Annotated in this window: 11 protein-coding genes, 3 tRNA genes and 3 rRNA genes; 1 reads left to right on the forward strand and 16 read right to left on the reverse strand. The window is 58.8% G+C overall.

Annotated features, from left to right (window positions below):
* The 16 genes from WC421_10840 to WC421_10915 all read right to left on the reverse strand — a co-directional run.
* On the reverse strand, positions 1-187 hold a 187-nt coding region (locus WC421_10840), incomplete at its 3' end, for a GTP-binding protein (protein MFA5162729.1).
* Positions 188-203: 16 nt separating this feature from the next.
* Entirely contained in the window at positions 204-2,300 is a 2,097-nt protein-coding gene (gene fusA, locus WC421_10845) for an elongation factor G (protein ID MFA5162730.1), read from the reverse strand.
* A gap of 35 nt (positions 2,301-2,335) precedes the next feature.
* Complete coding sequence (gene rpsG / locus WC421_10850; GenBank protein ID MFA5162731.1) at positions 2,336-2,815, reverse strand: 30S ribosomal protein S7; 480 nt, start codon at positions 2,813-2,815, stop codon at positions 2,336-2,338.
* Positions 2,816-2,826: 11 nt separating this feature from the next.
* Positions 2,827-3,228, reverse strand: coding sequence for a 30S ribosomal protein S12 (gene rpsL, locus WC421_10855; GenBank protein MFA5162732.1), 402 nt, complete (start codon positions 3,226-3,228; stop codon positions 2,827-2,829).
* A gap of 3 nt (positions 3,229-3,231) precedes the next feature.
* Complete coding sequence (gene rpoC, locus WC421_10860; GenBank protein MFA5162733.1) at positions 3,232-7,404, reverse strand: DNA-directed RNA polymerase subunit beta'; 4,173 nt, start codon at positions 7,402-7,404, stop codon at positions 3,232-3,234.
* 12 nt (positions 7,405-7,416) lie between these two features.
* Positions 7,417-11,238: a DNA-directed RNA polymerase subunit beta gene (rpoB, locus tag WC421_10865; GenBank protein ID MFA5162734.1), complete on the reverse strand. Its 3,822-nt coding sequence runs from the start codon at positions 11,236-11,238 to the stop codon at positions 7,417-7,419.
* A 155-nt stretch (positions 11,239-11,393) separates the two neighbouring features.
* Positions 11,394-11,789 carry a 50S ribosomal protein L7/L12 gene (rplL, locus tag WC421_10870; GenBank protein MFA5162735.1) on the reverse strand — a complete coding sequence of 132 codons (396 nt, stop codon included), beginning with the start codon at positions 11,787-11,789 and terminating at the stop codon, positions 11,394-11,396.
* A 105-nt stretch (positions 11,790-11,894) separates the two neighbouring features.
* The gene (gene rplJ / locus WC421_10875) at positions 11,895-12,443 is read right to left on the reverse strand and encodes a 50S ribosomal protein L10 (protein MFA5162736.1); all 549 of its coding nucleotides are present in this window, start codon (positions 12,441-12,443) and stop codon (positions 11,895-11,897) included.
* Between the two features lie 200 nt (positions 12,444-12,643).
* Positions 12,644-12,762: ribosomal RNA gene (rrf, locus tag WC421_10880) — 5S ribosomal RNA — on the reverse strand.
* A gap of 1 nt (position 12,763) precedes the next feature.
* Positions 12,764-13,051: a hypothetical protein gene (locus WC421_10885; GenBank protein ID MFA5162737.1), complete on the reverse strand. Its 288-nt coding sequence runs from the start codon at positions 13,049-13,051 to the stop codon at positions 12,764-12,766.
* Positions 13,044-16,103, reverse strand: a 23S ribosomal RNA gene (locus WC421_10890). Before WC421_10890 ends, WC421_10885 begins: the two co-directional genes overlap by 8 nt.
* 188 nt (positions 16,104-16,291) lie before the next feature.
* Positions 16,292-16,364: transfer RNA gene (locus WC421_10895), tRNA-Ala, on the reverse strand.
* Positions 16,365-16,392: 28 nt separating this feature from the next.
* Positions 16,393-16,466 (reverse strand) — tRNA-Ile (locus WC421_10900).
* 124 nt (positions 16,467-16,590) lie between these two features.
* Positions 16,591-18,113, reverse strand: a 16S ribosomal RNA gene (locus WC421_10905).
* Together the 16S, 23S and 5S rRNA genes with 2 tRNA genes alongside form the textbook arrangement of a ribosomal RNA operon.
* Before the next feature lie 557 nt (positions 18,114-18,670).
* Positions 18,671-20,227, reverse strand: coding sequence for a FlgO family outer membrane protein (locus WC421_10910; GenBank protein ID MFA5162738.1), 1,557 nt, complete (start codon positions 20,225-20,227; stop codon positions 18,671-18,673).
* A 9-nt stretch (positions 20,228-20,236) separates the two neighbouring features.
* Positions 20,237-21,757 carry a CNNM domain-containing protein gene (locus WC421_10915; protein ID MFA5162739.1) on the reverse strand — a complete coding sequence of 507 codons (1,521 nt, stop codon included), beginning with the start codon at positions 21,755-21,757 and terminating at the stop codon, positions 20,237-20,239.
* Positions 21,758-22,554: 797 nt separating this feature from the next.
* Between WC421_10915 and WC421_10920 the strand changes: the two genes are divergently transcribed.
* Positions 22,555-22,647, forward strand: a tRNA-Ser gene (locus WC421_10920).
* The last annotated feature ends 120 nt before the right edge of the window (positions 22,648-22,767 follow it).

Below are 22,767 nucleotides of genomic sequence, written 5' to 3' on the forward strand. Positions count from 1 at the left end.
ATATCTTGGAAGCGTCCCGCACCACGCCGCCCTTGGCTATCTCGGCGTAGGCCATCTCTTTGGACTTGCCTTCCTTGGAAAGCACCTTCGTCAGAGCCGCCGTCAGTGTCGTTTTGCCGTGGTCCACATGCCCGATGGTCCCCACGTTCACATGCGGTTTGTTCCGCTCAAACTTCGCTTTTGCCATATGCAATTCTCCTGGATTAGGCCGCCGCGGCCTCTGCCGTCCGCTTTTCCACCACGGCTTTGGCTATGTTGCCCGGCACTTCTTCGTAGCAGTTGGGCTCTAGGTTAAACGAAGCCCTGCCCTGCGAGATGGAGCGAACCGACGTCGCATACCCGAACATCTCCGACATCGGGACCGTGCCGCGGATAAAGCGCGCGTTGCCCCTGCTGCCCATCTCGGATATTTTCGCCCTGCGGGAATTGAGGTCGCCTATCACGTCGCCCATGTTCTCTTCGGGGGTGAGGACCTCGAATTTCATTATCGGCTCCAGCAGCGCGGGAGAGGCTTTTTTGCAGCCCGCGCGCAGCGCCATCGCGCCCGCTATTTTGAATGCGATTTCCGACGAGTCAACCTCGTGGAACGAGCCGTCAAAGAGCGTGGCTTTCACATCCACCAGCTGGAAACCCGCCAGCGCGCCGCCGTCCATGGCCTCGCGGCAGCCTTTTTCCACGGCGGGGATGTATTCCTTGGGAATTTTGCCCTGCTTGATGGCGTCCACGAACTCAAAGCCCTTGCCTGACTCGTTGGGCTCCAGCTTCATCCAGACATGTCCGTACTGGCCGCGCCCGCCGCTCTGGCGGATGAACTTGGCTTCCTCTTCCACCGCCTTGCGGATGGTTTCGCGGTAGGCCACCTGCGGCTTGCCCACGTTAGCCTGCACGTTGAATTCGCGCCGCATTCTGTCCACGATGATGTCCAGATGCAACTCGCCCATGCCGGAGATGATGGTCTGCGCCGTCTCCTCGTCCGTGCGGACGCGGAAGGTCTGGTCCTCTTCGGCCAGGCGGGCCAGCGCGTTGGACATGCGCTCCTCGTCCTCCTTGGACTTGGGCTCTATGGCGATGGAGATGACCGGCTCAGGGAATGTTATGGATTCCAGTATGACCGGACGATCCTGGTCGCATATGGTTACGCCGACCGCCGCGTTTTTAAGCGCGACCGTGGCCGCTATGTCGCCCGCGCTGAGGGATTTTATTTCCTCGCGCTTGTTGGCGTGCATGCGCAGTATGCGCCCCACACGCTCCGTCGCGCGTTTTTTGGGAAAGTAAATGCTGTCGCCCGCGTTGAGCGTGCCGGAATAGACGCGGAAGAAGCTCAGTTTTCCCACATACGGGTCCGTCTGAATCTTGAATATCAGCGCGGAGAAAGGCTCCTTGTCGCTGTGATGGCGCTCCGCCGGCTCGCCCGTATCCGGCGAGACGCCTTTCACCGGAGCTATTTCCGCGGGCGAGGGCAGGTAATGGCACACCGCATCCAGCAGCGGCTGCACGCCCTTGTTCTTATAGGAGGAGCCGCACACCACCGGGAAGAACTTCGCGCTCAGCACGCCTTTGCGTATGGCGGCGCGGATTTCCTGCACGGAGAAATCGTGCTTTCCCTCAAGGTATCGGCCCATGATATTCTCGTCGTAATCGGCGATGCGCTCTATCATGTACTCGCGCGTTTTGGCGGCCCTGCCGGCCAGTTCGGCGGGAATATCGGTTTTGGAGAAGGCGGCGCCCAGCTCGGAGCCGCTCCACACATACGCCTTCATCTCCACGATGTCCACCACGCCGGTGAAGCCCTCCTCCGCGCCGATGGGAATTTGTATCGGCACGGCGGAGGCGCCCAGCTTTTCATGGATGCTGTCCACGCAGTGGTCAAAATTAGCGCCGGTGCGGTCCATCTTGTTGACATAGGCGATGCGGGGGACATTGTACTTGTCCGCCTGGCGCCACACCGTTTCGGATTGCGGCTCCACGCCCTGCACTCCGTCAAAAACCACCACGGCGCCGTCCAGCACGCGCAGGCTGCGCTCCACCTCCGCGGTGAAGTCCACGTGTCCGGGGGTGTCTATGATGTTTATCTGGCAGTCTAGCCAGGTGGCGTAAGTGGCGGCGGCGGTGATGGTGATGCCGCGCTCACGCTCCTGGGGCATCCAGTCCGTGGTGGCGGTGCCGTCGTGAACCTCGCCGACCTTGTAGATGCGGCCGGTATAATACAGAATGCGCTCGGTAGTTGTTGTCTTACCGGCGTCTATATGGGCGATTATGCCGATGTTGCGGACTTTGTCAAGCGGGAACTCTCTGGCCATAGCAATCCGTTAGCGAATGGAGCTTTGATAAGCTCTTACCACTTGTAATGGGCAAACGCTCTGTTCGCCTCCGCCATTTTATGGGTATCTTCGCGCTTTTTGAAGGCGGTGCCCTCTTTGCGCGACGCGAGAATAAGCTCTTCAGCCAGTTTCTCGGACATGGGCCGGCCCTTGCGGCTCTGGGCGGCGGCCATTATCCAGCGCATGGCAAGCGTGCCTGAGCGCAGCGGGCGCACCTCGCAGGGAACCTGGTAGGTGGCTCCGCCCACGCGCCGCGCCTTGACTTCCAGCAGCGGGCGCACGTTTTCTATCGCGCGGGTCAGGACGGCAAGCGGCTCTTCCTTGCTTTTTTCGCGGATGATGTCCATCGCGCCGTAGACGACGCGCTCGGCGGCGTTTTTCTTGCCGGTATGGTCCATCTTGTTAACCAGCCGGGTAACCAGCGCGGAACTGTATTTGCAGTCCGGCGATGCCTGGGCGCGACGTTCTCTGGGTCTTAGACCTTTTCTGGGCATAAATTATCCTCCTACTTGGCCGGCGCCGCCGGAGCCGCGCCTGCCTTTGGCCGTTTTACGCCGTAGAGGGAGCGGCCCTGCCGCCTGTTCTCCACGCCGGCGGCGTCCAGCGCGCCGCGTATGATATGGTAGCGGACGCCCGGCAGATCCTTCACGCGGCCTCCGCGCACCAGCACTATGGAGTGCTCCTGGAGGTTATGGCCCACTCCGGGGATATAGGCCGTAACCTCGGCTTTAGAGGTGAGCTTCACGCGGGCCACCTTGCGCAAAGCCGAGTTGGGCTTTTTTGGCGTGGTGGTGTAGACTCTGGTGCATACTCCCCTGCGCTGCGGGCAGGAGGCGAGAGCGGGCGCTTTGGTCCTGCTCTTCTGCACCTTTCTGCCGCGGCGGATAAGCTGGTTTGTTGTGGGCATGAATCACTGTCCTCCTGAAATTTCCTCGCCGGTGAGCTTGCGGGCCGCTATGCCCGTGCCCGCCGGTATGATATGGCCTACTATGACGTTTTCCTTGAGGCCGCGCAGATAGTCCACCTGGCCGGTGATGGCCGCGTCGGTGAGGACCTTGGTGGTCTCCTGGAAGCTGGCCGCCGATATGAAAGACTCGGACGCCAGCGAGGCTTTGCTGATGCCCAGAAGCACCGGCTCGCCCTGCGCTTCGCGCTTGCCGGCGGCTTTCATCTTTTTGTTGTCGCCGATGAATACGCCTTTGTTGACTATCTCGCCCTTGAGCATGGCGGTGTCGCCGCTGTCTATGACGCGGACATTTCCCAGCATCTGGCGCACGATTACTTCTATATGCCTGTCGTTAATCGGCACGCCCTGCAGGCGGTAGACTTCCTGTATGGCGTTGAGCAGGAATTCCTGCACGTCCTTTATGCCTTTGACGCGCAGAATGTCGTGCGGGTTGATGGCGCCGTCGGTCAGCGCCTCGCCCACGCCCACATGGTCGCCCTCATAGACCACGAGATGCTTGCCGGTCGGGATGCTGTACTGCTTGACCTGGCCCGTCTCCTCGTTCCTGACCGAAACCACGATGAGGCCCTTGGGCGAAGTCTCCAGGCTGACCGTCCCCTCAATCTCCGAAATGATTGCGGGGTTGCGCGGCTTTCTGCCTTCAAACAGTTCGGCCACGCGCGGCAAGCCGCCGGTGATGTCCTTGGTGCCGCCGGTTTCCTGCGGAATTTTGGCGATGACATCGCCCGCCTCCACCTTGTCTCCGGATTCGGCCAGCAGGATGGTATCCACGGGCAGGGGGTACTGGATTTTCCGGTCCTTGGATTCCACGGAAACGCGCGGGTTTTTCTTGCTTTCCCGGCTGCCGACGATGCGCCGCTCTATGACGCCGGTTACGCGGTTGCGCTCCTCGTGGAGCGTGATGCCTTCCGCCACGTCGTGAAGGGTGACGGCGCCGTCCATTTCCGAGATAATCGGCAGCGAATGCGGGTCCCATTCCGCCATAAGCTCGCCCTGGCTGACACGCCCGCCGTTTTCCTTGTGCAGCTTGCCGCCGTAGTGAATCTTGTAGGTTTTGAACACGTTGCCGGAGCCTTCCACTATAATCTGCCCGTTGCGCGAGATGCACACCGTGTCGCCGAAGCGGTTTTTAACGGTGCGGATGTCCTTCCACACGGCCTTGCCCGCTATTTCCGACACCGCCTGCGACCGGCTGATGACGCGCGCCGCCGTTCCGCCGATATGGAATGTGCGCAGCGTAAGCTGGGTGCCAGGCTCGCCGATTGACTGGGCGGCTATGATACCCACCGCCTCGCCGGGGTTGACCAGATCGCCGCTGGCGAGGTTGACGCCGTAGCACTTGGCGCAGACGCCGTACTGGCTTTCACAGGTCAGCACGGAGCGGATGCGCAGGGTGTCTATCTCGTTCTTCTTAACCTCGGCGGCGATTTCGGGAGTGATGAGCTGGCCTTCCTTCACTATGACCTTCTCGCCCTTCTTGCCGTCGGGGACGGTTACCGTCTCCTGCGAGACGCGGCCCGTGATACGCTCCTCAACCGGCTCTATCACATCCTCGCCGCTGGTGAGGGATTTCACGGTGATGCCGTTTATGGTGCCGCAGTCGTTCTCGGTGATGACGAGGTTGTGGCCCACATCCACCAGCCGGCGGGTGAGGTAGCCGGCGTCGGCGGTTTTAAGCGCGGTGTCGGACAAGCCCTTGCGTCCGCCGTGAGTGGAGATGAAGTATTCCAGCACCGTCAGCCCCTCGCGGAAGTTCGCCAGAACCGGTGATTCTATGATTTCGCCGACGCCGCCGGTGAGCTTTTTCTGCGGGCGGGCCATCAGGCCGCGCATTCCGGCCAGCTGGCGCACCTGCTGACGCGAGCCGCGCGCGCCTGAGTCCGACATGAGGAATATGGAGTTGAAGCGCGGCTCGCCGCCCTTGTAGGGCTTGAGTTCCTGCTCGCGCAGATCGCGGAACAGACGCTCGGCCACGTCGTCGCTGACCTTGGTCCAGATGTCAACGACCTTATTGTAACGTTCGCCTTCGGTGATGATGCCGTCCTCAGCCTGCTTCTGTATGGAGGCGACCATCTTTTTGGCCTTGACGATATGCTCGTTTTTGGAGGCGGGGATTATCATGTCCGCCACCGAGATGGACAGGCCGGAACCGGTGGCCGCGCGGTAGCCCAGCTTCATGATATTATCCAGCAGCTGCACTGTCGCGTAATGGCCGTATTTCGGGTTCTTGTAGCAGTCTCCCACCAGCGAAGACAGCTCCTTTTTGCCCATGGCCTTGTTGACATAGGGCCAGTCTGCCGGCAGGCATTTGTTGAACATCAGCCGGCCTATGGTGGTGCAATCCTTCCACTGGCGCGCATCGCCCTGGGCGGCCTTGTCCAGGCCGGGCTCCGGAATAGCGTTGATGCCGCGGATTTTTATTTTCGCATGCAGATCCACCGCGCCGTGGGCGTAGGCGGCAAGCGAGTCTTCCGTATCGGCAAAGACAGAGCCTTCGCCCTTTTCGCCGTCCTTGGACTTGGTGATATAGTTGACACCCATCACCATGTCGTGCGAGGGGGCAGCTATCGGTCTGCCGGACGCCGGGGAGAGGATATTGTTGGTGGACATCATCAGCATCCGCGCCTCAAGCTGCGCCTCCAGCGAAAGCGGCACGTGAACGGCCATCTGGTCGCCGTCAAAGTCCGCGTTAAAGGCGGCGCAGGTGAGCGGATGCAGCTGTATGGCCTTGCCCTCTATAAGGACAGGCTCAAACGCCTGAATGCCCAGCCGGTGCAGGGTCGGAGCGCGGTTGAGCAGCACCGGGTGGCTCTTGGTCACATAATCCAGGATGTCCCAGATTTCCGGGCGGATGCGCTCCAGCATTTTCTTGGCGGCCTTGAGGGTAACGCCCTCGCGCCGCATAAGCTCGCCTATGATGAAAGGCTTGAACAGTTCCAGCGCCATCAGCTTGGGCAGGCCGCACTGATGCAGTTTCAGGCTGGGCCCCACCACAATGACGGAGCGGCCCGAATAGTCAACGCGCTTGCCAAGCAGGTTCTGGCGGAAGCGTCCGTGCTTTCCCTTGATGACATCGGAAAGCGATTTCAGCGGCCTGCCGCCCGCGCCGATGAAGTATTTGCCGCGCGCGCCGTTTTCTATAAGCGCGTCCACGGCTTCCTGAAGCAGCCGCTTTTCGTTGTAAACCATCACTTCCGGGGCGCGCAGCGCCTCAATATGCTTGAGCCGGTTGTTGCGGTTGATGATGCGGCGGTACAAATCGTTGAGGTCGGATATGGCGAAACGCCCGCCTTCCAGCGGAACCAGCGGCCTCAGGTCCGGCGGGATGACGGGCAGTATGGTCATCACCATCCATTCCGGGCGGTTGCCGCTGTCGCGGAATTCCTCCAGGGTTTTGAGGCGGCGCAGCGTTTTGGCGCGCTCCACCTCGGAAAGATTTTCGGCAAGCTCCTGGTGCAGCCTGGGAATTTCGGCATTGAAATCCACGCTTTCCAGCAGCGAGCGTATGGCGGCGGCGCCTATGCCCACCTTAAGCCGCGCGCCGTATTTTTTGCGCTCTTCGCGCACCTGGGAGTCGGTCAGCAGCTCGCAGCGGCGCAGCTCCACCCGGCCGGTAACCGGGTCCGCAGCATCCTCCAGCACAACGTAATTGGCGTAATAGACCACACGCTCCAGGTCCATCGCCTTCATGTCCAGAATGATGCCGATGCGGGAAGGCGTCTTTCTCAGGAACCAGATATGCGTAACAGGGACGGCAAGCTCTATATGCCCCATCCGCTCGCGGCGGACCTTGCATTCGGTGATTTCCACGCCGCAGCGGTCGCACACCATTCCCTTGAATTTTATCCAGCGGTATTTGCCGCAGGCGCATTCGTAGTCCTTTGCGGGGCCGAATATGCGCTCGCAGAAAAGGCCGTCCCGCTCCGGCTTGAGTGTGCGGTAATTGATGGTCTCCGGCTTTTTGACCTCGCCGCTGGACCAGGCGCGAATCTGCTCCGGGCTGGCGATGCCCAGCTTCATGGCGTTGAAATCCGCGAAGTTCAACTCGCCCGCTTTCTTTGCTTTCCTGCCTGCCGTCTTGGTTGAAGAGGTTCCGAACATGGTTTTAGTCTCCATAAGGACCGGCCGTTATTCCGCCGCTTTTTCGGCGGGTTTTTTGGCTTCCTTGGCGGGAGCGGCGGCTGCTGCCGCCTCTTCCTTTTTGCCTCCGGTGCGCAGCAGGTCCACGCTCATGCCCAGGGCCTGCAGTTCCTTGATAAGCACCTTAAACGACTCCGGCACGCCCGGCTGCTGCGGCGGGTCGCCCTTGATGATGGACTCGTACATCTTGGTCCGTCCGGCGAAATCGTCGGACTTGACCGTCAAAAACTCCTGCAATGTGTAGGTGGCTCCGTAGCCCTCTATGGCCCACACTTCCATTTCGCCGAACCTCTGTCCGCCGAACTGGGCCTTGCCGCCCAGCGGCTGGCGGGTGATGAGGCTGTAGGGGCCGGTTGACCGGGCATGCACCTTGTCTTCCACCAGGTGGATGAGCTTCATTATGTACATGCAGCCGATGGTGACTTTTTCGGAGAAAGGCTCGCCCGTCCTGCCGTCGTAAAGGGTGATGCGGCAGAATTCGTCCGGCAGGTGTTTTTCGGGAACGCCCCGCTTTTTGAGATGCTCGCGCGCTTCCTTGACCTTGGCGCGGACTTCCTCTTCGCTGGCGCTGTCAAAGACGGGGCAGAGCATCTGCGTGTCCAGCTGCCGCCCGGCCCAGCCGAGCATGGTCTCCAGCAACTGGCCCACGTTCATGCGGGTGGGTATGCCCAGCGGCGAAAGCACAATGTCCAGCGGGGTGCCGTCGGGCATGAAAGGCATGTCCTCTTCGGCTAGAATTTTGGCCACCACGCCCTTGTTGCCATGCCGGCCAGAGAGCTTGTCGCCCACCTGCAGCTTGCGGCGGGAGGCTATGTAGACCTTAACCGTCTTGTTGACAGTTACCGACAACTCGTCGCCGGCCTTGATATACTCAAGCTCGCGCGCGTAATCGTCCTGCGTGCGCTTTTCCATGAGCTTGAAGAACAGATTGACGCGCTCCTCTTCCTTGGCGCGGGACTGCGCGTTCTTGATGACCGCTTTGAGATTCTCAAGCGCGGCCTTGCGCTGCTGGACAAGCCCGGCCAGCTTAGCGTCGCGCTCGGCCTCCACGGCCTGCTGGCGCACGCGCTCCTCCGGCTTGGAGAGCTTTTCCTTGCGCACGAAAACGCGCACGCCCAGGATTTTGCCGCTCACGCCCGGCGGGACGCGCAGCGAGGCGTCCACCACATCCTCGGCCTTTCTGCCGAAGATGACTTTCAGCAGCCGCTCTTCCGGAGTAAGCTGCTGCTCGCCCTTGGGGGTTACTTTTCCGACCAGAATATCGCCGGGATTGACCACCGTAGAGGGGGTAACAATGCCCTGCTCGTCCAGATTGGCCAGCGCCTCCGCGCCCACATTGGGAATATCGCGGGTGATTTCCTCGGCGCCCAGCTTGGTGGAGCGGGCCTCCACCTCGAACTCGTGCAGATGGACGGAGGTGAAAACGTCCTCCTTGGCCAGCTTCTCCGAGACCAGGATGGCGTCTTCGTAGTTATAGCCTTCCCAACTCATAAAACCCACAAGCAGGTTCCTGCCCAGCGCGAGCTGGCCCTCGTTGACAGCGGGACCGTCGGCCAGCACGGCGCCTTTGCCAACCGTATCGCCGCAGCGGGCAAGCGGCCTCTGGGTTATGCATGTGTCCTGGTTGGAGCGCTTGTTCTTGATAAGCTGGTACATGTCAACTTTGGGCATCTTGTCGTCGTCCGGCTGGACGGCGATAAGATTGCCGGAGGCGTAAATGACTTTCCCGGCCCGCTTTGCCAGCACGCAGGAGCCGGAATCCTTGGCCACGTCGCCTTCAATGCCGGTGGACACAACCGGGAACTCCGGCAGCAGCAGCGGCACCGCCTGGCGCTGCATGTTGCAGCCCATCAGAGCGCGGTTGGCATCGTCATGCTCCAGGAACGGTATCAGCGCCGCCGATACCGACACTACCTGAAGCGGCGAAATGTCCATGCAGTCCACACGGGCCGGCTCCAGCACCGGATAATCGGCCTGCCGGCGGCAGTTGACCTGCGCGGCGGCCAGCTTGCCGTCCTTTATGGGAGTGTTGGCCTGTGCGACGAAATAATTGTCTTCCTGGTCGGCGGTGTAGTAATTGATCTCTTTGGTGGCCTCGCCGCTTTTCACCTTGCGGTAAGGCGCCTCTATAAGCCCGTATTCGTTGACGCGGGCATAGCAGGCCAGAGAGGTGATAAGGCCGATGTTCGGGCCTTCCGGCGTTTCAATGGGGCAGATGCGCCCGTAATGGGTATGATGGACGTCGCGCACCTCAAAGCCCGCGCGCTTGCGGTTGAGGCCGCCGGGGCCCAGCGCGGAAAGGCGGCGCTTGTGCGTCAGCTCGGACAGCGGGTTTATCTGATCCATGAACTGCGACAACTGAGAGGTCCCGAAGAACTTGCGTATTATCGCCTGCACCGGCTGCGTGTTGACAAGCGAACGCGGGGTGATGGTCTTGTCCTCGCGGTTCATCCTGTCGCGTATGGTGCGGGCCATCTGCGAAAGGCCGACCCGTATCTGGTTCTCCAGCAATTCGCCGATGCCGCGCACGCGCCGGTTGCCGAGATGGTCTATGTCGTCCATCTCGAAAGAGTACCGCCCGCCGTTGTTCTGGATTTCGGTGACGCCGTTGTTGAGCGCAAGCAGGTACTGCACCGTGGCCACGATATCGGGCAGGCACAGCAGCCGCGCGTTTTCAGAGGGAATCGCCAGGCGCTTGTCTCCGGTGGCGGACAGCCGCTCGTAGAGCGCGCGCAGCTTTTTGTTGAGCTTGTAGCGCCCGACATGGCTTAAATCGTAGCGGCGCAGGTTCTTGAAAATAAGGTTGTCCAGGAACTGCTCGGCCTGCTCCTTGACGATGAAATCCTGCCCGCGCAGCTTCTTGTAAATGTCCTGCTGCGCCTCCTTGGAGGTTTTGGACTGGTCCTTGCGGTTTTCCAGAGTCAGCAGTATGGCCGGCGCGTCCTGGCGGGGGTTGCCTGTTATCAGCCGCAGCGACTTGATTTTGCGCTCTATGAGGAGCTTGAAGGTCTTGTCGTCTATGGGGGAGGTGGCCTTTTCGTCCAGATTCCAGAGAACCTCGCCCGTGGCCTTGTCAACTATGTCTTCCGCGGCGTAGCGACCTATAACGATGCCCGCGTTTTCGGGGGAGCAGAGCACATCCTCAGACGGGTAGAAGGCGCGCAGAATCTCGCCGTTGGTTTCAAGCCCGCAGGCGCGCAGGAAAGTGGTGGCAAGTATTTTCTTCTTGCGGTCCAGCCGGACCCAGAGGACGTTTGCCAAATCAAATTCAAATTCAACCCATGCGCCGCGGTAAGGGATTATTCTGGCGAAATAAAGCTGCTTGCCGAGGGTGGACTGCTTTTTCTCCTCGTCCTCTTCAAAAATGACGCCCGGCGAACGGTGCAGCTGGCTGACGATGACGCGCTCGGCGCCGTTGAAGACGAAACAGCCGCTGTCAGTCATAAGCGGCAGTTCGCAGAGCATGACGTCCTGCTCTATGGCTTCCTTGAGCTTGCCATTTTTAAGTTTTATGGAAAGGGAAAACCAGACTCTGAGAGGGGCGGAATAGGTGCTGTCGCGGACCGCGGCTTCCTCGGGGTTGGAATAGCGCGGCTCGCCCAGTTCGTAGCGGAGGAAATCCAGCTTCATGCTGCCGTCGGGGGATTCTACGGGGAACACGTCCACGAACGCGGCCTGTATCCCCTGCAGCTTGCGGGAAGACGGGCTGGCGTCCAGCTGCAGGAATTCTTCAAACGAGCGCTTCTGCAGCTCCAGCAGATGCGGCAGCTTCAGTGTTTGCGGAATTTTAGCGAAATTAAGCTGTTTCATGGTATCCTCGCATGAGAGTTTGAATCCGGCCTCTCAAAGCAAAACAGTATTCCCCTGCTTCCTGCATGCGGACGCCGCCGGCATCCGCAGATACGGCGATACCCCGGCCCCGGCCGCTAAGGCCGGAGCCGAGATACCGCCAGTTTCCGCGCTGCTTATTTAAGTTCAACTGTCGCGCCGGCGTCGGTGAGTTTCTTCTTCAACTCCTCGGCCTGCGTCTTGTCAACATTTTCCTTCACCGGCTTGGGAGCGGCTTCCACGAGGTCCTTGGATTCCTTGAGGCCCAGCCCGGTTACTTCGCGCACAACCTTGATAACGCTTATTTTCTTGGTGGCATCCGGCACGCCGGTCAGAACGACGGTGAATTCCGTCTTTTCCGCCGCAGCGGGGGCGCCGCCGCCCGCAGCCGGGGCAGCCGCGACCATGCCCATGGCGGGCGCGGCCTTGACGCCGAATTTGTCTTCAACTGCCTTCACCAGCTCGGAAAGCTCCAGAACGGTAAGGGTGGATATCGCTTCAACCAATTCGTCTTTGCTAAGTTTCGCTGCCATTTCGGTAATCTCCTAATTTTCGTCCCGCGCGGGGCGGGTTCGTTTCGGAACAGCCGCTTTCGCGTTTATCCCGCCCGGGGGCGGGGCTGTTTCCTCTATTGCGTGTCAGGCCGCCGGCGTTTCGGCGGATTTTTTGACACGCAAGGCCTCAAGCGCGAAGGCAAGGTCGCGCACCGGCGCCTGCAACACGGAAGCCGCCTGGCTGATGCAGCCATGCAGGCTGCCCAGCAAATGGGCGATGGTTTCCGTGCGGGTGCCGAGCGTCGCGAGCTTTTTGCACTCTGCGGCGTTGTACCACGTGTCGGCGGAATAACAGGCCTTGAGCTTCAACGCGGGGAATTCTTTCTCACAGGCGGACAGAACACGCGCCGCCTCCACCAGGTCTCCGCCCTTTTGAAGCGTGAGCGCGGTGGGTCCTTTCAGCATTGCCGTTTCGGGGGACTGGGGAAAGCCTGCGCCTTTCACCGCATGGAACATGATGCTGTTGCGTTCCACACGGAATTTCGCGCTCACCGGGGACAGCTTGGCGCGAAGCGAGGCAAGTTCCACGAATTTCAGGCCCTGATAGGACGCGAAGAATACGCCGCTGGCTGATTTAAGCTCATCTGCCAGTTTCGCCGACTTGTCTTTTTTCTGCGTTTTGGTCAGTTTCATAGTTTGCACCGAAGCGGAGCTTTCTGCCCTTCCGCCCCTCTGCAAAACGACATTGCCCGCCATAGGCGGGCATGAAAGCATATTTCGCTTTAGGGCAAAACCCGGGCGAAACAACAAACCGGAACCTGCGTAAACATCAGGCCGGCGGGAACAACTTAGAATATGCCTTCAAAAATCAGGGGGATAACGAACAGGGATGAGACGGGCAGCGACCTACTCTCCCAACGCCGAGATGGGCGTTAGTACCATGGGCCCTAAAGAGCTTAACTGCCGTGTTCGGAATGGGAACGGGTGTGACCTCTTCGGGATTACCACCCATCTCATTCCTGTCCGTTATCAGACCGGCGAAGCGGGGCTTCCGCCATGCTGCCATGGCGGACGAGCCGCTCAGCAAACTGTACCGGGCGCTTTTCCGGCTTTTTGGCGCCGATAATTTCGCCCGATGGATTTTGCCCGTCTGGACGGGCTGAAAGAAAGCCCGGAAGAGAGAACTCTTCCGTCAGCCCCGCCGCCTTATGGAAACCCGCGCCTGTCAGCTCTGTGGCATGACTGGGCTGCGTTTTCCGTCCGGCACGCGGACTGATTTGCGGATTAAAGAATATGGCCAAGCCTCACGACCGATTAGTACCGGTTAGCTCAACACATTGCTGCGCTTACACCTCCGGCCTATCAAACCAGTAGTCTTCTGGTGGTCTTTAGTTCCTGTCTTTCGACAGAAAAGGGAAACCTCATCTTGGGGCGGGTTTCACGCTTATATGCTTTCAGCGTTTATCCCTACCAGACACCGCTAACCAGCTGTACCCTTGGCAGGATAACTGGTATACCGGAGGTCTGTTCAGCCAGGCCCTCTCGTACTGTGGCCAACTCCCCTCAAGTTTCCTACGCGCACAACAGATAGAGACCGTACTGTCTCACGACGTACTGAACCCAACTCACGTACCGCTTTAATGGACGAACAGTCCAACCCTTCCCACCTGCTTCAGCGGGAGGATGCGATGAGTCGACATCGAGGTGCCAAACCGGGCCGTCGATGTGAACTCTTGGGCCCGATCAGCCTGTTATCCCCGGGGTAGCTTTTGTCCGTTGAGCGATGGCCCTCCCACGAGGTACCACCGGATCACTAGGTCCTGCTTTCGCATCTGCTCGGCCTGTCGGCCTTACAGTTAAGCTCTCTTCTACCCTTGCGCTCGGCGGCCGATTGCTATTCGGCCTGAGAGAACCTTGGAACGCCTCCGTTACTTTTTGGGAGGCGACCGCCCCAGTCAAACTGCCCGCCTGCCACTGTCCCCGGCCCGGCTTCACGGGCATTCGGGTTAGAATCACAATCTCAAAAGGGTGGTATTTCACTGTTGGCTCCGCAGCCCCCACAAGGACCGCATCAAAGCCTCCCACCTATTCTACGCATTTAAGACCGTAAACCAATGACAAGTTACAGTAAAGCTCCACAGGGTCTTTTCGTCTTGTTGCGCGCAGCCAGCGTCTTCACTGACACCACAATTTCGCCGAGTCCATCGTCGAGACAGCGGCACCTTTGTTATGCCATTCGTGCAGGTCGGAACTTACCCGACTAGGAATTTCGCTACCTTAGGACGGTTATAGTTACCGCCGCCGTTTACTGGGGCTTAAGTTCGGAGCTTCACCTTGCGGTTGACCCCTCCCCTTGACCTTCCAGCACCGGGCAGGCATCAGGCCCTATACCTCATCTTGAGATTTCAGCAGAGCCCTAAGTTTCTGTTAAACAGTCACGGTGCCCCTTTCACTGCGGCCCTTTGGCAACGGCTTGCGCCGCCGCTACTCGGGCATCCCTTCTTCCGAAGTTACGGGACTAGTTTGCCTAGTTCCTTGACGTATGGTTATCTCGCGCACCTTAGCATTTTAAGCTCACCCACCTGTGTCGGATTACGGTACGGTTGCAATAGGAACTCCCCACGAGGCTTTTCTTGGCAGCGTGGTTGGGCCGCTTCCCGCGGCTCGCGCCGCAGTCGCATTCACCTTTCAGCTTGACGAGCCGGTGGATTTTCCTGCCGGCTCACGCCTACCAGTTTAGACCGGGACAACCTTTACCCGGACGGCTTACCCTTCTGCGTCCTCTCTTGAGTGATGACGCGCCTACCACAGTTCCGGAATATTAACCGGATGCCCATCGCCTACGCCTTTCGGCCTCAGCTTAGGACCGACTGACCCTGAGCCGACGAACGTTGCTCAAGGAAACCTTAGGTTTTCGGTGACAAGGATTCTCACCTTGTTTATCGCTACTTATTCCAGCATCCTCGCTTCCTGGCGCTCCAGCGCTCCTTTCGGTACGCCTTCGCTGCAGCCAGGAACGCTCCCCTACCACTATACGCAGCTCGCGCCGCATACAATCCGCGATTTCGGTAACATGCTTAGCCCCGTGTAATTTTCGGCGCAGGTTCACTAGACCAGTGAGCTGTTACGCACTCTTTGAAGGGTGGCTGCTTCTAAGCCAACCTCCTGGCTGTTTGTGCAAACCCACATCCTTTGCCACTTAGCATGTATTTTGGGACCTAAATCGGCGGTCCGGGTTGTTTCCCTCTCGCACGTGAAGCTTATCCCTCACGAACTGACTGCCGTAATATCCGCCGCGGTATTCGGAGTTTGGTTGACTTCGGACCGAGGGTCGCTCAGCCTACATCATCCAGTTGCTCTACCCCCGCGGGTTAAATTACGACGCTAGCCCTAAAGCTATTTCGGGGAGAACCAGCTATCACCAAGTTCGATTGGCCTTTCACCCCTAACCCTAGTTCATGTAGGAACTTTTCAACGTTCAACACTTCGAGCCTTCAGCAGGTGTTACCCTGCCTTCACTCTGACCGGGGTTAGATCACTTGGCTTCGGGTCTGATGAATCGAACTAATCGCCCTATTAGGGCTCGCTTTCACTTCGGCTCCGGAACGCGCTTGCACGCATCCCTTAACCTCGCTCGGTCCATCAACTCGCTGGATCATTCTTCAACAGGCACGCAGTCGCGCGTTCCGGTCCCTTGCGGGAGCGGCATAGCGCTTCTACAGCTTGTAGATGTACGGTTTCAGGTTCTATTTCACTCCCCATCTGGGGTTCTTTTCGCCTTTCCCTCGCGGTACTGGTTCACTATCGGTCGCCAGAGAGTATTTAGCCTTGGAGAGTGGTCTCCCCAGATTCCCACCGGATTGCACGTGCCCGGTGGTACTTAGGTATCCGTCGGGAGCTGCTTCGCTTTCGCCTACGGGACTATCACCCGCTGTGGTCTGACTTTCCAGACAGTTCGGCTAGCTGGCAGTTTGTAACTCCCTGATTCTACATCGGACGGACCCTGCAACCCCGGATCACGCGCCCTATCCACAAAAACTTATGGATACGGCGCGTAACCCGGTTTAGGCTGTTCCCCGTTCGCTCGCCACTACTAAGGGAATCTCTTTGATTTCTTTTCCTTCAGGTACTAAGATGTTTCACTTCCCTGAGTTGCCCTTCCAACGGTACCTGATCACCCGAAGGCAACCCCTTCCCGTTAGAATTTACGGACTTTCACCCGTAACGATTTCTCGATTCGGAAATCCCCGGATCAAAGGATGTTTGCTCCTCCCCGAGGCTTATCGCAGCTTACCACGTCCTTCATCGGCTTCTGGCGCCAAGGCATCCACCATACACCCTTGCAGCTTGACCATATTCTTCAATCCCGCGGGTCGGCTGCTGCTGCCGCCCGCGTTTAAGACGCTTTGGCTTTCTTTCACTTTTACTACATTTGCTGTTTTTTCGCCAGATTTGCCTGTCGGTCCATGCTCCGAAACGGAGACTTACAAGACAGATGACAATATCCCTGATTTTCAAAGACCCAGAATTTGTCGCAAATATGGAGCTGACCGGGATCGAACCGGTGGCCTCCTGCTTGCAAAGCAGGCGCTCTCCCAGCTGAGCTACAGCCCCGCAGCGGGAACCAATCCCGCCCAGATAGTGGGCCCAGGTGGGATTGAACCACCGACCTCACGCTTATCAAGCGTGCGCTCTAACCAGCTGAGCTATGAGCCCGGTTGTTGTCCGCTTTCCGGCGGACTTGTGCGAGTGGCCAGCCTGACCGCGTATGACAGATATACTGTCCGTTGTCAGGGTCGAATTTAACACTCCTCCCCTCATTGCTTCGGGAAAGAATATTAAAGGAGGTGATCCAGCCGCACGTTCCCGTACGGCTACCTTGTTACGACTTCACCCCAATCACTAATCACAACTTGGGGCCCGAATGACTCGGGCGCTTCTGTTGCAATTAGCTTTCGTGGTGTGACGGGCGGTGTGTACAAGGCCCGGGAACGTATTCACCGCAGCCTGCTGATCTGCGATTACTAGCGATTCCGGCTTCACGCGGGCGAATTGCAGCCCGCGATCTGAACTGAGGCGCAGTTTAGGGATTTGCTCCACATTGCTGTCTTGCTTCCCTCTGTCTACGCCATTGTAGTACGTGTGTGGCCCTGGACATAAAGGCCATGATGATTTGACGTCATCCCCGCCTTCCTCCGCGTTATCCGCGGCAGTCTCCTGAGAGAACCTGCATTGCTGCAGGTAACACAGGACAGGGGTTGCGCTCGTTGCGGGACTTAACCCAACATCTCACGACACGAGCTGACGACAACCATGCAGCACCTCGGCCGGGTCCCTTGCGGGTCGCCTCTGCTTTCACAAAGGCTACAACACCGGTCGTTCGAGCCCAGGTAAGGTTCTTCGCGTAGCGTCGAATTAAACCACATACTCCACCGCTTGTGCGGGCCCCCGTCAATTCCTTTGAGTTTTAACCTTGCGGCCGTACTCCCCAGGCGGAGAATTTAATGCGTTAGCTTCGGCACGGAAGGGTTCGATACCTCCCACACCTAATTCTCATAGTTTACGGCTAGGACTACCAGGGTATCTAATCCTGTTTGCTCCCCTAGCTTTCGCGCTTCAGCGTCAGTGGATGCCCAGAAGCCCGCCTTCGCCGCTGGTGTTCCTCCCGATCTCTACGCATTTCACTGCTACACCGGGAATTCCAGCTTCCCCTGCATCACTCAAGACCTTCAGTATCCGACGACATTTCCCAGTTGAGCCGGGAGATTTCACGCCGGACTTAAAAGCCCGCCTGCACGCGCTTTACGCCTAGTGATTCCGAATAACGCTCGCCACCTACGTCTTACCGCGGCTGCTGGCACGTAGTTAGCCGTGGCTTATTCGCAGAGTACCGTCAAATCCGGTTGCCCGGACATTCGTCCCCTGCAAAAGGAGTTTACAATCCGAAGACCGTCGTCCTCCACGCAGCGTTGCTGGATCAGGCTTTCGCCCATTGTCCAAAATTCCCCACTGCTGCCTCCCGTAGGAGTGGGGCCCGTGTCTCAGTGCCCCTGTGGCCGATCGCCCTTTCAGGCCGGCTACCCGTCATAGCCTTGGTGGTCTGTTACACCGCCAACTAGCTGATAGGACGCGAACCCCTCCTGAAACGACCCTTGCGGGCCTTTCATCCGCCAGTGATGCCACCGGCTGATTATATGGGGTATTAGCCTACCTTTCGGCAAGTTATTCCCCATTTCAGGGCAGATTGTTCACGTGTTACTCACCCGTCTGCCGCTAGACCGTATTGCTACGGTCCCGCTCGACTTGCATGTGTTATGCACGCTGCCAGCGTTAATTCTGAGCCAGGATCAAACTCTCCATATAAATCGTACAGCAGGAGTTCGCGGTTGCCCGCGCGCACCTGCCGCAGTCATTAGAGGAAAGAATGTCTGACATTTTAGCTCACATTCCACATCACGCCTTTTTACCGGCATGATGGGCCGCTTACTTCATTGACTTAGTTGATGGTCACCTGAAACCGCTGCAAAGTTCACTTTGCATTCCGCGTTCAGGCTGCCCATTCGCACATGCGACAAATTTTCAGAGAGCGAAGCTCCCCCGTTCGCCTTCCGCATTTTTTCAGCGGGGCAAATAGGAAGCTTTTACTTCCCGCGTCCGGCCCGAGGCCGTCCGCGCTTACTGGTTTCTGAAAAGGCCCGTTTGCCTGGCGTTTTCAGCAACCAGTAAATTCTAGCACAACTTTTCAAAACTTGTCAAGCCTTTTTTTTACCGTCGGAGAACTTTCTTTTTCTCCGCATCGCCTGCGCGAACTTTTCAAAAGGCCCTGCCGCGGTTTTGCTGCGACACTGATATTCAATCATAATTCCGCGGGGAATGCAAGCCCCTTTTGGCGCGGACGCATTCTCCGACGGATAATCGCGTCATTTGAAGGAGAAGCCTTTCAGCTCAGCCTGGCGGCGCGCGGCGGAAATGACTGCGCCGCCGAAGGTGTTTTTCTGCTCCGGCTGGGCGGCGAGATACTTGCGCCGCTCCTCCTGGAGCTTGAGTATTTTTTCGCGCGCGGCCTTGCGCTTTTCCAGCTGCGCGGCGACGTATTTTTCGCGCTCGGCGGCGCTCATGCCGCGCATATTCTCGGGCAGCAGCTCCGACTTCATCTCGGAGGATTTGAGGCTGCCGTTTTCCACCGCGCTGGCGGCGTCCCAGGAGGATTCCGCCGCCGGGGCGGCGGCCAGCGCCATCGCCCGCGCCGCGGACGCGCCGGCGGCCTTTGCATGCGCCCCCGCGCTTTGCGCCGTGGCAAAACCGGCCCGGCCCGCGCCGCCGTAGGGAATATAGGTTTCCTGCACGGAGGCATCCAGCTTTTCAATCTCTTCATCCTGCGGGGCGCGCGCGTAGACGGCAACGGCGTCCTGGTCTATGTTCATGAAATCCCCGCCGGAGATATCGGAGGCGGATTTCCACTGCATCGCCACGCCCATCTGGCGCGGGCCGCAGTAAATGGTGTTGACGAAAATCCCTTTCGCCTGCGCCAGCCGCGCGCTTTCATGGAAATCCACGGGCCCCTGGGTGAACGGCTCGTTTCCGGCGATGAAGACGGCCTTGTAAACATCGCCGTAATCCAGCCAGCCCGGATTACTGACGGCGTCGCGCAGCGCCCAGCCGCAGTATTCGTCTCCGCCGTCGGTTTTGAGCGAGAACATCTGCTCCGACACCGCGTCCAGATGCGTGGTGAAAGACGACACCATTCTCACATATCCGTCGGCGGCGCGCAGGGTGTTGTTGCCGTATTCGTAAAGCGCAACCTGTATTTCGGGACGGGCGCCTTTCTTCTCGGCGCCGCCAAGCTCGGCTATTATTTTCCAGAGCTGGCTGCGGGCCTGGGAGATGAGGCCGTCCATGCTGTTTGAAGTGTCCAGCAAAATCGCTATTTGCGCCACCGGCCTGCCCAGCATTTTCCCGGCGGGGCGCGGCGGCGCGGCGGGGGAATCCGTCCAGGTGCGCTCCAGGCGCGCGGTTTCGGCGGCGAGGATTTTGCCGGTTGAGGCCTCTATGATTCTGGCGTTGACCTCGGTATCTTTCTCAATATCGTTGAGCGTGCCGGTTACCACGGCGTCGGCGCCGATGACTTTGCCCAGTTGCCGGGTTGAAGCAGGGTCCAGCACGCCGGACATTTCCAGCTTGTTTTCCTCTAGCAGCTTGTTAAGCAGGCCGCGCTCTATGACCTCCAGACCGTCCTTGGCCAGATAAGTCGTGAGCCGCTCCTGCACTATCGCGGAGCCGGAGCTTGACATTCCCCCGGCGTACGGAAACCCCAGCACCGCCAGCTTGAGTTTGGACTGTTTCGGCAGCCCGGAGGCCAGTTTTCTCGCCAGCTTTTCCAGCGGCTCGGCATGGACTGCGGCGGGCAGCAGCAGCGCGATTGCAATCAGCAGCGGGCGCCGCAATGCGGCGCGCACGACCCGGTTTGACAACTCCATTTTTCCCCCTTATTGAAGCGGCACGCGCCGCTCGTAAACAGCGACCAGCTCCAGCACGTCCGCCGGCGCGGCGCAGGACAGCAGCCGCTTCCTGACCGCCGGGTTGGACACCAGCCTCGCCAGCTCCGACAATGTGCGCAATTGCTGCGCCGGGTCGGCCAGCGGGGTTATTATAAGAAAAAGCAGGCGCACCGGCTCCCCGTCCACCGACGGGAAATCCAGCCCCGCGCCGCAGCGCGCGAAAGAGACCAGCGGCCTCTTGAGCGAAGCCAGCCTGGCGTGCGGGAAGGCCGCGCCGTGGCCGAGCGCGCAGGAAAGCAGCTTCTCCCTTTTCTCCACGGCGGACCAGGCCTGCTCCATGTCAAATTCCGGCCTGGCGCGGTGCAGCGCGGCCAGCATGGCGCGCAGCGCGTCAAACCTGCCGGACACGGGCATATCCATCACGAAAGCATCCGGCGCCAGCAGGTCCTTGAGCGACGGCTTTGCGGCGATTTCATTCTCGTCCCGGATTTCGCCGACGATCTCCTCCACTATATCTTCCGTCGTTACCAGCCCGCTGACCCTGCCGGAGCCGTCCTTTACCAGAGCCAGGTGAACGCGCTTGCCCTGCATCTCGCGCAGGACGGCGGGGAGAGGCGTGTTCTCGCCGAAAAACAGCAGGGGGCGGGTCGCAGCGGAAAGGTCCGGCGCGTCCGCGTTGCAGATGAGCTTCTCCTGAATATCCTTGACGAAAACGTATCCCGCGCTGTCGTCCAGCGACGATTTGCACAGCGGATAGCGCGAGAATTTACGTTTGGCGATGGTTTCCCTGTTCTCGGGCCAGGGGGCTCCCGCGTAGAGGCAGGCCGCCGAATCGCGCGGGGTCATCACCTCTTTGACGATGCTGTGGTCAAAATCAAATATGTTTTCAAACATCAGCAGCCTGCCCAGCGAAAGCCGCCCCTGCTCCTGCGACTGGGCCAGCATCAGCTTCAGTTCCTCTTCGGAAAGCGGGGCTTCCTTCGCGCCCGGCGCAAAGCCCAGCAGTTTTATTATGAAGGCGGAGGCGGCGTCCAGCGCGCGCATCGGATAATAGGTGAGGCGGTAAAAAGCGTTCAGCGGGCCGCTGACCCAGAGCGCGCATGTGTCCGGCTTTTTAATGGCGATGATTTTGGGGACCTGCTCTCCTATTATTATATGGGCGGAGGTGATGACTATGAAAGCCAGCGCCAGCGCAACCGCGCCCGACACCGCCGCCGACATTCCCGGCGCCAGACGCGGCAGCAGCACGTGAACCAGCCTGCCCACCGAGGGTTCCCCCACCCAGCCCAGCCCCAGGCTGGCCATTGTGATGCCAAGCTGGGTGGTGGCGAGGTAAGGCTCAATTTTTTCCACGGCGCGTTTTGCGGCGCGGGCCTTGCGGCTGCCTTTGGAGGCCAGCTCCTCCAGCCGGGTGAGGCGCACCTTGACGAGGCTGAACTCCGCCAGCACGAAAAATCCGTTCAGCAGCAGCAGCCCCAGCGCGACAAGCAGATATGCCAGTATGGTCATGACGACGCAATCATTCTAACAAATTGACTTGTTCCAAAATAACACTTTTGATGCAACACTTTCGCGGCACTGTTGAGGCAACCCTTTTGAGGCAAAAAGGCAGGCTTCAGGTTCACCCGTTTCCCGCAATTGGTTGCGAGAACCGGGGCGGCGGCTGGCGCGGACAGTCTGAAGCATGATCGCGCTACTTGTCCGGTATGCAGGAAAAATTCCGCGCAGAAACATCCCGCTCTCCGGCGCCGGATTCCGCTGTCCGCTAACCTGAATGTTTCAGTTGGTTGCGAGGACCGAGGCGAAAAAACGCGAAATAATGCCGAACAAAATTATCCGCGCGCGCCTCACTGCGCGAAAGGCTAATTTTGTGAAGGCAGTATGAAGCGATTTTGAGCCGAATCCCGCAATCCAACTGAACCATTCAGGCTAATACGGCATCACCCATTTTTTGAAGAACCGTGGTGTATTGGCAACAACAGTGAAAACGGCATCAAACCACGAAACACACAAAACACACGAAAGGGAACCAAAAAAGTTTCCGGTAGTTGTTCCCGCCTTGTTCCAGAGCCTTTTCGTGTGTTTCGTGTTATGCCGTTGATTGACAAGGGGAAAGGTGTTCTTTTCCATTTTTGTGTGTTTCAAAGAGGGACGCCGTTATTTTTGCATTTGTTCCTTTATTCGCGCGGTTGTTTCCGGCAATACGGGACAGCAAAATATGGCCTTGTGGAAAAATGGGTGATGTCGTGCTGTCCGCTAATACTGGCATTCCTGCGGCAAAAAAGCTATATTGGAAAAACCGCTTTGGAGAGGTGGCCGAGCGGCTGAAGGCGCTGGTTTGCTAAACCAGTATACGGGGTAAACCCGTATCGAGGGTTCGAATCCCTCCCTCTCCGCCAGATTTTTCCATAGATATAACCGCATGGCGCGAACCGGGGATATCCGCCTTCACCGGCATGTAATATTCTATTGTCCCGCCGTCTTTGTCCTTGTCCACCTCAATCCGCTTTATCCACTGG

It is taken from the genome of Elusimicrobiales bacterium, assembly GCA_041651175.1.
In the GTDB taxonomy this organism is placed as follows: Bacteria; Elusimicrobiota; Elusimicrobia; order Elusimicrobiales; family Elusimicrobiaceae; genus JAQTYB01.